Here is a 13,604-nt window from a genome sequence, read left to right on the forward strand (position 1 = left end):
CATGCAGCCCTATTCCCCCGCCGGCGCCGCCCAGAAGACCACCGTCACCGCCTCCGGCGTGCTGGTGCCTCTGAACCCTTGGGTGGATACTGGTGGTGGGGCGATCTGCGTGACCGTCCGCGGCGTCAACGACGTGTTCCTGCAATGGGGCAGCAGTGGGGCCGTGACCTGCACTGAGGCAAATGGCCATCCCTGCCTCGGCCGGAGTGCCAATGTCTTCGCAGTGCCTGGAAACGCGACACACATCTTCCTGATCACGCAATCGGGCCTGACGTCCGAAGTCCAGGTTTCCCAAGGCAGAGGCCTGTAAGGGCCATGCTGATCTCGGCGCGGCGGCGCCGCAGCACTGCGGCGCTCGGCTTGGTGGTCCTAGCGGAAGGGCGTATCGGGAGCGAAGCCACCTTCACGCGCGCCCAGCTATCCAGCTTTTCGGTAGCAGACGGCTTCATCGCCCCTCTGGTCGTGGTTTCAGCCAGCGTGATCGCCTCGAGCGCGACCTTCACCCGCGCGCAGTCCGACGCCTTGGCGACCGGAGACGTCTGATGGCCATTCGCACCTATGTCGCCGATGAGCCCCGGTTCGTGGCCCCCCGAAATTGGCTCCTGTTCGAGGGGCAGCGAACCAACAGTTTCCGCAACCCACGGTGCGAGGGCGCCGTTGTAGGTACCCCCGGCAGTCTGCCCACATTCTGGTCTTTCGCTTCGGCGCTGGGGCTGACAACGGGTGTCGTGGGCACCGGGAATGAGGACGGCCTGCCCTACATCGATCTGCGCTTCTTCGGGACGCCGACGTCCAGCGGCACGCTTCAGGTCAACCATGACGTGGCGCCGACTGCCAGTGACGGGCAGATTTGGACTTACAGCCTGTACTCACGGTTGGTTGCCGGCAGCCTGTCCAATGTCGGTGCCGCCGCCATGGTCGCCACAGCGGGTACTGGCAATGTTGTTACCAACTACACGCTGCAAGCCTCGAGCCTTCGGGAAAACCGGACCACATGCACCGTCACGGCTGCGGGGGGGGCAGCCAACATCGTAGGGCGGCTGCGTTTTCCCGTGACCATCAACCTGCCTGTCGACGCCACCGTCCGTATTGGTGCGATCCAGTTGGAGCAGGGGCCTTCGGCCTCCACGCCTATCCTCCCACCCGTTGGTTCCCCGGCAGTCAGCACGCGCGGCCGTGATAGCTTGGTGCAGCCTTCGTCCGGCCTTCTGCCAGGCCTCGAGGGCAGCATCATCTTCCAGGCGATGATCGCTGCCGACGCGCCGGCCGGGGCTGACCAGATGATTTTTCAGCTCGACAACAATGCTGACACCGACCGGATCAGGGTGCGGAACTTGGCCGGCGGTTCCACCATCGTAGCTGGGACGGTTATCGGTGGCGCGAGCGTTGATGCGCCGAGCGTCGGCACCATCGTGCCCGGGACGCCTTTTAGGGGCATCATGACGCTGACCAAGGCCGGCCGACTGGCCATAATGCTCAGTGGCGGCACGGTGCAGTCCCTCAATGGGCTGCCCGCCTCACTCCCCTGGCTTCGTATGGGCAACAACCTGGCCGGTACAGCTGGCCTGTTCGGCGAGATCGGGCGGATCGAGACCCGTGGTGCGGTGATCGCGGACGGGGATATGCAAAGCGTCCTGAACGCGCTTTGAAAGCGGGAGGCAGCTGTGACGCAATGGGTTGAGCATCGCTGGTACGGGCCAGTCGCCGTCATGGAGCAGGTCAGGGCGTCGCTGCCCGTCGACCCTCTGATCATCGGAGCGCTCGTGCCGCCGTTGGGGGAACCGCTGCGCGCACTGGACGGGGATGCTGCGATATCGTTCCTCGCGGCCGAGGCGCTTCCCAAGCCGGAGGGGGTTCGCGACGACAGGCCGGAGACGATCCGGGCGCTTCAGGGCGTGCTGTAGGCGCGACAGGGAAGCGGTCCTAAGGCCAAAGGACGATCGTCCTCCGCCGCTGAGCCCAGCGGCCTTTTCAGCGGAAAGACCATTTGTCGCGCTGCGGAAGAACCAAACGGCGCGCTACAGCGTTAACGCTCGAGACGGGTTGGCCTGCGGGTCCGCACCTGAGCGACGGGCGGTGCTCGGGCTCGTACCGACATCCCCGCCGGGTCCAGCCCCTCGGCGCAAGACATCGGTCCGGACCGGCAGTGCAAAAACCTAGAGTTCGTCCGGACCAATGGATATCGTTGGCTCATGAAACCCGTCCGACCCGCTCTCGGTGCCAAGTCGTTCACGTGCCCCCACTGCGCTGCCTTCTCTCACCAAGTGTGGTACCGGCTGTTAGCAGTCGACCTGCAAAGGGAAGAACTCAAGCTTAACGAAGCTAAAGCGGCAGCAGCGGCTTTCCTTAGCGCCCAGCAATCGCCTCCCCGCGCTGCTGCCCCGTCGACAACTCCGTCTAACACCATGATGCCATTTCTCCTTCCCGCGTTTGGCAGTCCGGCGGTCGACAAATCCGTACAAGGCACGTTGCTCTCCGGTTGCGTCTCCTGCCAGCAACTTGCCGTCTGGGTGTCCGGCAAGATTGTCCATCCTGCGACCGAACTCGCTGCCCTCCCGCATCCAGAGATGCCGAAAGAAGCAATAAAGACGTTCAGGGAGGCCGCCATTATTGCGGCTCTCTCTCCTCGATCAGCCACCGCTCTCCTGCGCCTCGCGGTCGAGCAAATTTGCCGCGAGACTGATGTGAAGCCCGCTCGCATCAACGAAATGATTGCTGAGCTTGTCGCGAAGGGGCTGCCTTCACAGGTCCAAATGGCCCTCGACATTGTCCGGGTGACTGGCAACGACGCAGTCCACCCCGGGCAGATCGACACAGACAACGCGGAAACTGCCGCTAAACTTTTCGATCTTGTAAATCTCGTAGTAGAAGAGGTTATCGCGCGCCCGCGTCGCATAAGAGAAATGTACGATCAGATTCCCGCTGCGAAGCGCGAAGAGATCGAGCGCCGGAACGCGAGGGCGCAAGGCAAGTAGCAATGGCGCGGGGCTGCGCCCCCGAAGCGTTAGCGCAGTTCCCTGCTGATGTGCGGGTGCAGCATGGTTTGCCAAAGGTTGCCTGAAGACATTTCGCTCTCGGTCAAAGAACGCCTCTTCCTACTTAGAACCCATGCCGTGCGGCTTTGACCAGAACGCTTCCCGGTTGCCGGTGAGCGCGCCCGCCAAGTTGCCCAGCGCCGCCATCGCTTTTCCTGCCGCTTCGTATTCCGCGCCGCCGATCTTGGCTTCGGTGCAAATGCGAACGCTAACGCGGCGCGCGGCCTCTTTAGCCGCCAGCGCTTTCGTTCGAGTGGCGTGGATCGAGGCGCGAGGCCGGTGCGGTATGCGCGAGAACATAAAAAAACATGCTCCTTGCCAATGACAGCTCCGGCATCGGCAGGTCGCCCGCCACGAGCTTTCAGAGCATCCAATGCGGTTATGCGCGAGGCGGGGAGCCCCTAACTAGCCGTTTCGATTACGCGCGAAGCGATTAATGAGGAACTTCCCTGCCATTCGGCGTGGATATCCAACTTATTGGCTTCAAATTGAATTTCTTCCAAAGCCGGTTCGAGTTCGGGATATGGGCGTGAGTGGCCACCCTCCCAAAAGACCGGTACACGTAGAAACATCCGCTGCTGAGCGGTAGTTGGGGCTTCAGGAGACTTGCGGCTGAGACTAAGCACGTGGAGCCCCGCCTGCGCGCGTTGAAGCGCATCGCTTGGGTTAGTCCGCTGACCAATGCTAATGAAATTAGCAACAAGCCTTTGATTAAGAAACCCGATGCGCGGAGGCAGGGTAGCTGCGCTCTGATAAATTACGCGTCCGAAATAATGAACGAGCCCCGGCGATCGATCCCTGACCTCATTTTTCACTTCATTGTGCAGCCGCCCAGCCTTTGTTTTTTGTGAAACTGGTAGCAGCTCAAAGTTCGCTGCATCGCGGGCTTGATCTGTAAGGCGCTGATGGCGCCCGACATGCAACGACGACGAGACCGCGAGAGCGTTGTCTAGGGCGCTCTCAAGATCTGTCCCTGCGGCCTCCTGTTCTTCGCCAAGCGAAAATCCGGACAGAGGCATCTTGATCCGCTCTGCGTGCCATAGGCGCCCGCTCGAAAGTTGATTTTGTACGTCATGCTTTGTCAATTCGATGGCGCGAAATGTCCGCTCGCTCGCCGCCCCAAAGAACGCTTTCAAGCGCTCAACCTTATTGGCTTCACAGTATACCCAAGGACGATCACCTTCACGAGCGACGACACCAATGCAAACGCGCTCGGCTGGATGGGAATGTAGTTGCAGCAAGACAGGGCGGTAAGTCAGCCTAACAAAATGCCGTCGTTGCGGGATTGTTCGCGTAAATGCGTTCATATCAGCACCGGCATCCCAACGAGGTTCAACACCTTTTCACCCAACATCGTGCGCTTGCTCTTGAGATACTGAAGCGCGGCTTTGAGGTCAGACGAGGTCAGAAGGCTCTGTAACGGCTCACGAAGCAGCAACGCGTCCAAATCAACGTTGTTGGCGCGAGCAATATAATCCGACGCTCCGCGAGCTATGCGGTACCGGCAGTCGGTCGGTACCGGCTTCAAAACCTCTTCAATCAGGCGATGGGGAAACAGTTCCCGTGGCCCAAGAGGACGACCGGGCCACCCGGGACCACCCAGTATACGCGCATGATCGATTGGCAAAAATTCATCATCGCCACCGTACATAAGATTGCGGTCGTGACGGTCACCGTTGGCGAGCCATTCATCGAAAGCCACTAACGCGGGAAGATGTGACCACTCGCAGAGCCGTGTCTTGACGGCGTTGCCGCCATGCTGGACATGCCGCCAGTTCCGCTCGACGTCCTGGACTGACGCGAACAGCAACTTGTCCGTCGTTCCGCTCCATGTCGGTGCGTGTTGGGCCGCGAATTCCTCCGCGTCCGAAAAAACGAGAAATGCTCGTGGAACAGGGACTGCAGTTGCCATCGCAATTGCTGTCCCGATGAGCTCTTTTGCCAACTCGGCTGCAGGTATGTCCTTCATGAAAACTGGGATGTCAGGCCCTATTCCAATGGTAACCTGCCCGCGCCAAACCGCGCTTACACCCCCTTCCGCTTCATCCAGGCGCTGCCAACCCGCAGGTAGCGGTCTGGCAAACTCAATGCAATCAAGCCAGACCGGTTCCAGCGTCACGGTGTGTTCCACGAACGAAACTACGTGCTGCCGACGATGGCTACTAAACGGCGCTGCCTTCCCCGGTCGCATGGACACGATACCACCGACGCGCGTGACGGCAACAAAAGGTAGGCTACAGGAACCACCCTGCTTGCCGGGCTACCTTCGCCTTCCGTGGCGGCTTGGCTGCGGGTTCCGCTTCGCCTGCGGCTGGAAGATGGCGCCGGGGCGGCTGCGCTCGATCGGCGCCGGCAGCTTCACGCGCTTCGCCGGGATCGGCGGCTTGGTCGTCATTGCTTCCGCGTCTCCTGCCTCACGCGCCGCCCGCTAGCACCACTATGCGCGGCGGAATCGGAGCGCGGTCCTCTCGGGGCGCGTCGATCTTCCCTCCCGGGCTGATCGATCGCTTCACGCCGCCGGTCGCGGCAGCGCGCGCCCCGCCGCAGGCAGCGCCGTCTTCGCGGCGTTGCCTGCCTGAGGGATCGTCCCTCGCGATCGAGGGGAACGACCTTCAGTCGGCGAACTGGTTGGAGGCCAGGATCAGCGGCCGCCAACGGGCGATCTCCGCGTCCCAGAAAGCGCGGCCGGCTTCGGGCGTGGCGCGATCCGCGGCCACCGGCGCCGTGCCGAGATCGGCAAAGCGGCGGCCCAGCCCCTCGTCGCGCAGGGCAGCGAGCAGCGCGCGGTTCAGCCGCTCCAGCACTGGCTGCGGCGTGCCGGCGTGCGCGTACAGCATGGTCCAGCCCGACATCCGCATCTCCGCCAGCCCTGCTTCCGCGGTTGTCGGCAGGTCCGGCAGCGCGGCGACCCGTTCGGCGGTCGAGACGGCGAAAGCGCGAATGGTGCCGGAGCGGATCTGCTCGGCCGTATTGGTCGTCTGGTCGCAGCCGACATCCAGCGTGCCCGAGACGAGGTCGTTCAACACGAGCGCGCTGCCCCGGTAGGGCACGGTGGTCATCGGCGTGCCAAGCGTCGACATCAGCAGCAGCCCGCAGAGATGGCTGGTGGAGCCGACGCCGGCATTGCCGATGTTCAACCGCTCCCCCTCGCGCCGCGCCGCCGCAACAAATTCCGCCAGGCTGGAGGCGGGGAAGGTCCGGCGCGCGACGATGGTCATCGGGACCTCGTTGATCAGCCCGATCGGCTTGACCGAACCCACGGGATCGAAGGGCAGGCGCCGGTAGAGAGTCGGCACCGTCGCCTGGCCGAGACCACCCAGCATGATCACATGCCCATCGGGCCGCGCCTGGAGTAGCCTCGCATGGCCGATCGTGCCGCCGGCGCCGGGGATGTTCTCCACCACCACCGGCTGGCCGAGATCGGCGCCCATCGGGGCGGCGACCAGGCGCGCGACCACGTCGGAAGGGCCGCCCGCGGCGAAGCCCACGATCATGGTGACCGGGCGCTGCGGAAAGGCGACCTGCGCCGCCGCGGATTGGGCGAAGGCGGCGGCAAGACCAAGGCCAAGCAGGGCCTGTCTGGTGAGGCTGAGCACGGTTGCGGTCTCCTGTTCCCGGTGATTCGATTCCGAAACCAGCTTCTGCAAGGGCCGTGCCGGGCAACGGGGCGGCAATGAAGGGGATGGCCGCGCCCGCCTGCCTGCCTGCTGGGCGGACCGCCAGCCGCCTGCCCAGCCGTGATGCGGCGCGTGAGGCCTGGTGCGCGGTGGTGGGCGGCGGGCCTCATCGATCCGGCAGGCATCGCCGCAGTGCCCATCCGCCCGCGCCGGCACGGCATCGGGATGCCGCCACCCTCACACCGAAGCACGCTGCATCCGATGCGCGACGCAGGGCCAGCGTTGCGTTATCGGCAACGCGCCGTCGCCTGTTGGTGGTGACTTCGAAACGGCTTCCTGCCATCGCGATCCTTCCATCCTTGCACGCTTTTGTTGCACTGCACCCGGCATCGCCGCGATGCCGATGATCGTCGATGCCAGCGGCAACCTTGCGATGCGTGTGGCTGCGGTGTGGAGGCGCTGTGCTGGCACAGCCCTTGCTATTCCTGGTGGCGTCCGGGCCCTGCGGCCCGGCGCACAGGAAAGGTTCCGCATGGCGCCACGCATGCACCTCGCCCTCGATCTGTCGATGACGCATCTCGACGGCCGATGGCGCAGCGCCGGGTCCTGGGTGAACAGCCTCTATCCCGATCCCGCGGTGTTCGAGGAGATCGCCCGCATCGCGGAACGCGGCTGCATCGACATGCTGTTCTTCGGCGACGGCACCGGCATTCCCAGCACCTGGAAGGGGTCGGAGGATGATGCCGTGCGCTGGGGCATCGGCTGGCCGCGGCAGGACATGTCGCCCTACATCGCGCTGATGGCGCGGGCCACGAAGCATATCGGCTTCGGCCTCACCTACGCCTCCACCTTCATGCATCCCTTCTATGTGGCGCGACTGCTGAACTCGCTGGATCACGTCACGGGCGGGCGCATCGCCTTCAACGTCATCACCTCCACCCGCCGCGCCGATGCCGCGAATTACGGCTTCGACGAGTTGATGGAACACAATGCCCGCTATGAGCGGATGGAAGAGTTCATCGACGTCTGCAAGGGTTTGTGGCGCAGCATCGATGCCGATGCCTTCCAGTGGGACCGCGAAAGCGGCGTGGTGGCCGACCCTGCCAAGGTAAGGCCCATCCATCATGATGGCCGCTTCTTCAAGGTGCGCGGCCCGCTTTCCGTCGTGCCTTCGCCGCAGATCGAACCCGTGCTGATCCAGGCCGGCGGGTCGCCGCGTGGCATCCAGGCCAGCGCCTATTTCGCCGAACACGTCTTCGCCGCCGGCCCGCCGCTGGCGCAGAAGCAGAAGCATCGCGTGGCGCTGGATGCGGCGCTGGTGAAGCAGGGCAGGGACCCGTCCAAGGTCGGCATCCTGTTCTCCACGCCGCTGATCGTGGCGGAGACGGAGAGCGAGGCGCGCGCGCGGAAGGAGAATCTGCTGACGATGATCCCGCCGGAGGGTGTGGGCGCCTACCTCTCCCACAACATCGGCTACGATTTCTCCCAGCTGCCATCACGGTTCAAGCCGGCGGAGCTGAACAAGGCGATCGCGGCGACCGGCGCTTCCCCCATGGGCCTGTTGCACCAGCTGGTGCTGGCGCATGGGGAGGATCTGGAAATGACACCCGAGGAATTCTTCCAGCACGGGCTGCGCAGCGCGACGGGCTATGACCGCACCTTCGCCGGCGATGCCCGCCAGGTCGCGGATTATCTCGAGGGCGAATTCGATGGTGCCGGCCAGCGCGGCGGCTTCATGGTCTCCCACCCCCAGGCGACGCCGCGCGACACCTTGAACCTGGTGGATTTCCTGGTGCCCGAACTGCAACGCCGCGGGCGGCTGCGCACGCGCTACGAGGGCAAGACCCTTCGCGACAACCTGCTGGCCTGAAGGACGGATATCATGACCGAGCTCCGCTTTCCCCGTCGCGCGGCCCTGCTGGGCGGCGCGGCCCTGGCGTATCATGGCGGCGCGGCCGAGGCGCAGGAAACACCGCGGCGCGGCGGCACCGTGACGGTGCAGGTCGCGACCGACCCGCGCTTCCTGATGCCGGCGCTGCGCGGCAATTTCAGTATCACGAATCTGGCCGCCAAGGTGGTGGAGCCGCTGGTGGACCTCGACGCCGAAGGTCAGCCGCAGGGGCGCCTGGCGACGTCTTGGGAAAGCACGCCCGATGGTCTCGCCATCACCTTCCGCCTGCGGGATGGCGTGAAGTGGCATGACGGCAGGCCCTTCACCTCGGCCGATGTGCAGTTCAGCGCCATGGAGATGTGGCGCCGCGTGCAGAACTACGGGACCATCGTGTTCCGCAATCTGGTGGCGGTGGATACGCCCGATCCGCTGACGGCGATCTTCCGCTTCAGCAAGCCGATGCCGCTGCGACTGATGCTCTATGCGGGCACGGAGCTGTCCTATGTCGCGCCTAGGCATCTCTACGAAGGCACGGATTTCCTCGCCAACCCCGTGAACATGGCGCCGATCGGCACCGGGCCCTTCAGATTCGTCAACTATACCGCCGGCCAGCACGTGATCGTGGAACGCAACCCGGACTACTGGGATGCGGGAAAGCCCTATCTGGACCGCATCATCACGCGTTTCATCGCGGACCCCGCGGCGGCGGCGGCGGCGGTGGAATCCGGCGCGGTGGACATGAGCATCTTCTCCAGCCTGCCGCGCACCGACCTGGTGCGGCTGGGGCGGGAGGCGCGGTTCCGCGTCTCCCAGAAGGGGAACGAGGCCAATTCCATCGGCAACACGCTCTGCTTCAACCACCGCAAGCCGGAACTGCAGGATGTGCGCGTGCGCCGCGCCTTCGCGCATGCCATCGACGTGAACTTCTACGTGCGCAGCTTCCTGCTCGGCCTCGGCCGGCGCGGGCTCGGCCTGCAGCCCAGCTTTTCCGCCTTCTACTTCCCGGACCTGACGGACTATCCCTTCGATCCGCGCCGGGCGGAGGCGCTGCTGGATGAGGCCGGGTTCCGCCGCGGCCAGGGCGGCATCCGCATGACGCTTCGCATGACCAGCACCAATGGCGACGATGCCGTGCGCTTCGCGACCTTCGTGCAGCAATCCCTCGCCCGCATCGGCGTCCGCCTGTCCATCACCACCTATGACAGCGCCGGCTACCTCGCCAACGTCATGCGTGACTGGAACTTCGACCTGACCGGGGAGACCATCGGCTTCCGCAACGACCCGCAGATCAGCACCACCGTCTTCCTGCGATCCGGCCAGCCGCGCGGCGTGCCCTGGAGCAACCAGTGGGGCTGGGAATCGCCGGCCATGGACGGGCTGATCGATGCCGCCGCCGAGGCCGTGGACCCGGATCGCCGCCGCGCCTTGTATCGCGAACTGGGGGAGATGGTGATGCAGGAACTGCCGATGTGGCTGGCGATCGAGCAGGTCTATACCTCCGTCACCGCGGTCAAGCTCCGCAACGACCACAACAACCCGCGCTGGACCGGCAGCCACTGGTCCGATCTGTGGATCGCCGCCTGAGATGCGCATCCTCCGCCTGGTGCTGCGCCGGCTGTCGCTGAGCATTCCCTGCCTCGGCATCATCCTGGCGGTGCTGTTCTTCCTGCTTCAACTGGCGCCGGGCGATGCGGTGGATGCGCTGATCGGCCAGATGGGTACCAGCGACGATACGCTGAGCAAGCTGCTGCGCAGCTATTACGGGCTGGATGGCAGCGTCTTCGCCCAGTTCACGGGCTATGTCGGGCGGCTGGCCACGCTCGATCTCGGGCTGTCCATTGCCTATGGCAAGCCGGTCATCGACCTCATCCTGGAACGCCTGCCGGTGACGGTGGTGCTGATGGTGACGTCGATGGCCATGGCCTTCACGGCGGGCTGCGTCGTCGGCGTCGTCGCCGCGCGCTACGTCCATCGATGGCCTGACACGATCATCTCCGTGCTCGGCATGCTGGTCTATTCGATGCCGAGCTTCTGGTTCGGGTTGATGGCCATCGTGCTGTTTGCCGTCACGCTGGGTTGGCTGCCGGCGGGCGGCATTTCCGACCTCCGCGCCGGGCATACGGGCATCGCCCACCTGCTGGACATGGCGCGGCATCTGGTGATGCCGGCGCTCACCCTCGGGCTGATCTTCTTCGCGGTCTATCTGCGGGTGATGCGCACCGCGATGCTGGAGGTGATGACGCTGGACTTCATGCGTACCGCCCGCGCCAAGGGCTTGCAGGAACGCGCGGTGCTGTTCCGCCATGCGCTGCGCAACGCGCTGCTGCCGATGGTGACCATCGCGGGGTTGCAGGCTTCATCGATGCTCGGCGGTGCGGTGGTGGTGGAAAGCGTCTTCTCGCTCCCCGGCCTCGGGCGGCTGGCGCAGGAAGCGGTGGTGCAGCGGGATCTGAACATGCTGCTCGGCATCACCGTCATGTCCTCCGTCCTCGTCATCGCGGTGAATCTGGTGATCGACATCATCTATGCGCGGCTCGACCCCCGCATCGACGTGGGGGCGTGAGAGCATGGGTGCCGCGCTTCGCCGTTACGCCTCCTCGACCGCCGCGGTCATCGGGCTGGTGCTGCTGCTGCTGGTCATCGCCATGGCGGCCAGTGCCGGGTGGCTGTTCCCGGATGACCCGCTTTCGCTGGCCGGCGCGCCGCTGACGCCGCCCTTCACGGAGGAAGGTCTGCTGCTCGGCACCGATTCCGTCGGCCGCGACATCGCCGCGCAGATCTTCCATGGCGCGCGCGTCTCGCTTCTCGTCGGCGTGGTCGCGACGGGCATCGCCATCGGCATCGGCATCCTGGTGGGCGCCGTCTCCGGCTATTTCGGCGGGGCCACCGATGCGGCGCTGATGCGGCTGACGGAAGCCTTCCAGACCGTGCCGAGCTTCATCCTGCTGCTGATGCTGGTGGTCATCTTCGGGTCGGAGGTAACGACGCTGGCGCTGGTCATCGGCGCCGTGTCCTGGACCGCGCCGGCACGGCTGACGCGGGCGGAGTTCCTGACCTTGCGGTCGCGCGACTTCGTGCTGAGTTGCCGGACCCTCGGCATGCCGCATGCGCGCATCATCTTCCTGGAAATCCTGCCCTCCGCCCTGCCGCCCGTCATCGTCTATGTCAGCGTGGTGATGGCGCTGGCGATCCTGCAGGAAAGCGCGCTGGCCTTCCTCGGCCTGTCGGACCCGAACATCGCCAGCTGGGGCAATCTGATCGGCGATGGGCGGCGCGTACTGCGCAGCGCCTGGTATGTGGCGGCGCTGCCGGGGCTGGCCATCATCGTCACGGTGCTCGCGATCTCGCTGGTGGGGCAGGGGGTGAACGACCTGCTGAACCCGAGGCTCGGCCGCCGATGACCGCGCTGCTGTCCATCGAGAACCTGTCCATCGCCCTGCCGAGGGGCGCGGACCGCGCGCTGGCCGCCAGCAACGTTTCCTTCAGCATCGATCGCGGTGAGGTCTTCTGCGTCGTCGGCGAGAGCGGGTCGGGCAAGTCGCTGACGGCGGCCGCCATCCTCGGCCTGCTGCCGCCCGGCGTGCGCGCCAGCGCCGGGCGCATCCTGTTCGAGGGGCAGGACCTGCTGCAACTCTCGCTGCCCGATCTTCGCCGAATCAGCGGCAAGCGTATCGGCATGGTGTTCCAGGACCCGATGACGGCGCTGAACCCGCTGCACACCGTGGGATCGCAGGTGGCGGAGACCTTCCGCATCCACACCACGCTCGGCCGGGCTGAGATCGCGGATCGTGTGCTGGACCTGCTGGAGACGATGCGCCTGCCGGAGCCGCGGCAGATCGCGCGCGCCTATCCGCATGAACTCTCCGGCGGCCAGCGGCAGCGCTGCGTGATCGCGATGGCGATGGCGCTGGAACCCGCCTTGCTGATCGCGGATGAGCCCACCACCGCACTGGATGTCACGACGCAGGCGCAGATCCTGGCGCTGATCCGGGATTTGCAGGCGCGGCGCGGCATGGGGGTGATGTTCATCACCCATGATTTCGGCGTGGTCGCGGAAGTGGCGACGCGCATCGCCGTGATGCGGCAGGGGGAGGTGGTGGAACAGGGGGAGGCCGCGACCATCCTGAACAGCCCGCGCCACCCCTACAGCCAGGCGCTGATCGCCGCGATGCCCGCGCTGCGCCCACCGCCCTACAGCCCCAGCAGCGCGCCCGCGGTGCTGAGCGTGGAGGGCGTGCACAAGACCTATCGCCGCCGCGGCCGCACCGTGGCCGCCTTGAAGGACGTGTCCCTCACGCTCCGCCGCGGCACCACGCTGGGTGTCGTGGGCGAAAGCGGGTCTGGGAAATCGACTCTCGCGCGCTGCCTGGTGAAGCTGGTGGAGCCCGAGCAGGGCGCGATCCGCGTGCTGGACACGGACATCACCAGGCTCAGCGGCAGCGCCTGGCGGGCGCAGACGGGCCGCATCCAGATGGTGTTCCAGGACCCCTTCACCTCGCTCAACCCGAGGCGGCGCGTCGGCGACCTGGTGACGCAGGGAATCGCCATGCGCGGCATCCGCGGCGCGGACCTCAAGGACCGGGCGGAGGATCTGTTCCGCCTGGTGGGCCTCGACCCCGCCGCGATCGACCGCTTCCCGCATGAATTCAGCGGCGGCCAGCGCCAGCGGATCGGCTTGGCCCGGGCCCTGGCGCTGGAGCCCGATGTGCTGGTGGCGGATGAACCGGTCTCGGCGCTGGATCTCTCGGTCCAGGCGCAGGTGCTGGATCTGCTGGCCTCGCTGCGCCGCAAGCTCGGCCTCTCCATGGTCTTCATCACGCATGATCTGCGGGTGGCGGCGCAGGTCTGCGACCGCGTCGCGATCATGCAGAGGGGGGAGGTGGTGGAGGAAGGCCCGGCGGAGACGCTGCTGACGGCGCCGGCGCACCCGTATTCCCGCGAATTGCTGGCGGCCGTGCCAGGGCGGGGCTGGGCCGGGGGGCGGTAGCCCCGTCTGTGTGGGGACAAGGAAACGTGATAGGCAACCCGCGGTAGAGACACCGGCGGTCGGTGTCCCCATCG

15 protein-coding genes are annotated in these 13,604 nt (G+C 65.6%); 10 read left to right on the forward strand and 5 right to left on the reverse strand.

The genetic code is table 11. The features are described from left to right. Position 1: 1 nt before the first annotated feature. The 5 genes from ACTIE5_RS01225 (at position 2) to ACTIE5_RS01245 (ending at position 2,975) form a co-directional block, all read left to right on the forward strand. A complete protein-coding gene (locus ACTIE5_RS01225) occupies positions 2–310 on the forward strand; it encodes a hypothetical protein (RefSeq protein WP_439547866.1) in 309 nt (102 codons plus the stop codon). 5 nt (positions 311–315) lie between these two features. Further along, on the forward strand, positions 316–543 hold the full coding sequence (locus ACTIE5_RS01230) for a hypothetical protein (protein WP_439547867.1): 228 nt from the start codon (positions 316–318) through the stop codon (positions 541–543). Then, positions 543–1,649: a phage head spike fiber domain-containing protein gene (locus ACTIE5_RS01235; protein ID WP_439547868.1), complete on the forward strand. Its 1,107-nt coding sequence runs from the start codon at positions 543–545 to the stop codon at positions 1,647–1,649. The genes ACTIE5_RS01230 and ACTIE5_RS01235 overlap by 1 nt, the downstream gene beginning before the upstream one ends. Before the next feature lie 15 nt (positions 1,650–1,664). Further along, positions 1,665–1,904, forward strand: coding sequence for a hypothetical protein (locus ACTIE5_RS01240; RefSeq protein ID WP_439547869.1), 240 nt, complete (start codon positions 1,665–1,667; stop codon positions 1,902–1,904). 501 nt (positions 1,905–2,405) lie between these two features. Continuing rightward, positions 2,406–2,975 carry a DUF4145 domain-containing protein gene (locus ACTIE5_RS01245; protein WP_439547870.1) on the forward strand — a complete coding sequence of 190 codons (570 nt, stop codon included), beginning with the start codon at positions 2,406–2,408 and terminating at the stop codon, positions 2,973–2,975. Positions 2,976–3,095: 120 nt separating this feature from the next. On the opposite strand, the gene ACTIE5_RS01250 is transcribed toward ACTIE5_RS01245, so the two are convergent. From ACTIE5_RS01250 to ACTIE5_RS01270, 5 genes are all read right to left on the reverse strand, one after another. Further along, positions 3,096–3,335, reverse strand: coding sequence for a hypothetical protein (locus ACTIE5_RS01250; RefSeq protein WP_439547871.1), 240 nt, complete (start codon positions 3,333–3,335; stop codon positions 3,096–3,098). Positions 3,336–3,436: 101 nt separating this feature from the next. Further along, positions 3,437–4,342: a hypothetical protein gene (locus ACTIE5_RS01255; protein WP_439547872.1), complete on the reverse strand. Its 906-nt coding sequence runs from the start codon at positions 4,340–4,342 to the stop codon at positions 3,437–3,439. Continuing rightward, the gene (locus ACTIE5_RS01260; RefSeq protein WP_439547873.1) at positions 4,339–5,154 is read right to left on the reverse strand and encodes a hypothetical protein; all 816 of its coding nucleotides are present in this window, start codon (positions 5,152–5,154) and stop codon (positions 4,339–4,341) included. The genes ACTIE5_RS01255 and ACTIE5_RS01260 overlap by 4 nt, the downstream gene beginning before the upstream one ends. Positions 5,155–5,295: 141 nt before the next feature. Then, on the reverse strand, positions 5,296–5,430 hold the full coding sequence (locus tag ACTIE5_RS01265) for a hypothetical protein (RefSeq protein ID WP_439547874.1): 135 nt from the start codon (positions 5,428–5,430) through the stop codon (positions 5,296–5,298). 217 nt (positions 5,431–5,647) lie between these two features. Further along, positions 5,648–6,631, reverse strand: coding sequence for a tripartite tricarboxylate transporter substrate-binding protein (locus tag ACTIE5_RS01270; RefSeq protein WP_439547875.1), 984 nt, complete (start codon positions 6,629–6,631; stop codon positions 5,648–5,650). Positions 6,632–7,184: 553 nt separating this feature from the next. Here ACTIE5_RS01270 and ACTIE5_RS01275 point away from each other — a divergent pair. The 5 genes from ACTIE5_RS01275 to ACTIE5_RS01295 are packed head-to-tail and all read left to right on the forward strand — an operon-like array spanning position 7,185 to position 13,530. Further along, on the forward strand, positions 7,185–8,522 hold the full coding sequence (locus ACTIE5_RS01275; protein ID WP_439547876.1) for an NtaA/DmoA family FMN-dependent monooxygenase: 1,338 nt from the start codon (positions 7,185–7,187) through the stop codon (positions 8,520–8,522). 12 nt (positions 8,523–8,534) lie between these two features. Then, positions 8,535–10,127: an ABC transporter substrate-binding protein gene (locus tag ACTIE5_RS01280; RefSeq protein WP_439547877.1), complete on the forward strand. Its 1,593-nt coding sequence runs from the start codon at positions 8,535–8,537 to the stop codon at positions 10,125–10,127. A 1-nt stretch (position 10,128) separates the two neighbouring features. Then, the gene (locus ACTIE5_RS01285) at positions 10,129–11,106 is read left to right on the forward strand and encodes an ABC transporter permease (RefSeq protein ID WP_439547878.1); all 978 of its coding nucleotides are present in this window, start codon (positions 10,129–10,131) and stop codon (positions 11,104–11,106) included. A 4-nt stretch (positions 11,107–11,110) separates the two neighbouring features. Next, entirely contained in the window at positions 11,111–11,944 is an 834-nt protein-coding gene (locus tag ACTIE5_RS01290; protein ID WP_439547879.1) for an ABC transporter permease, read from the forward strand. Further along, positions 11,941–13,530, forward strand: coding sequence for an ABC transporter ATP-binding protein (locus ACTIE5_RS01295; RefSeq protein ID WP_439547880.1), 1,590 nt, complete (start codon positions 11,941–11,943; stop codon positions 13,528–13,530). Before ACTIE5_RS01290 ends, ACTIE5_RS01295 begins: the two co-directional genes overlap by 4 nt. Positions 13,531–13,604 lie beyond the last annotated feature (74 nt).

The organism is Falsiroseomonas sp. (assembly GCF_051859025.1).
Lineage (GTDB): Bacteria > Pseudomonadota > Alphaproteobacteria > Acetobacterales > Acetobacteraceae > Falsiroseomonas.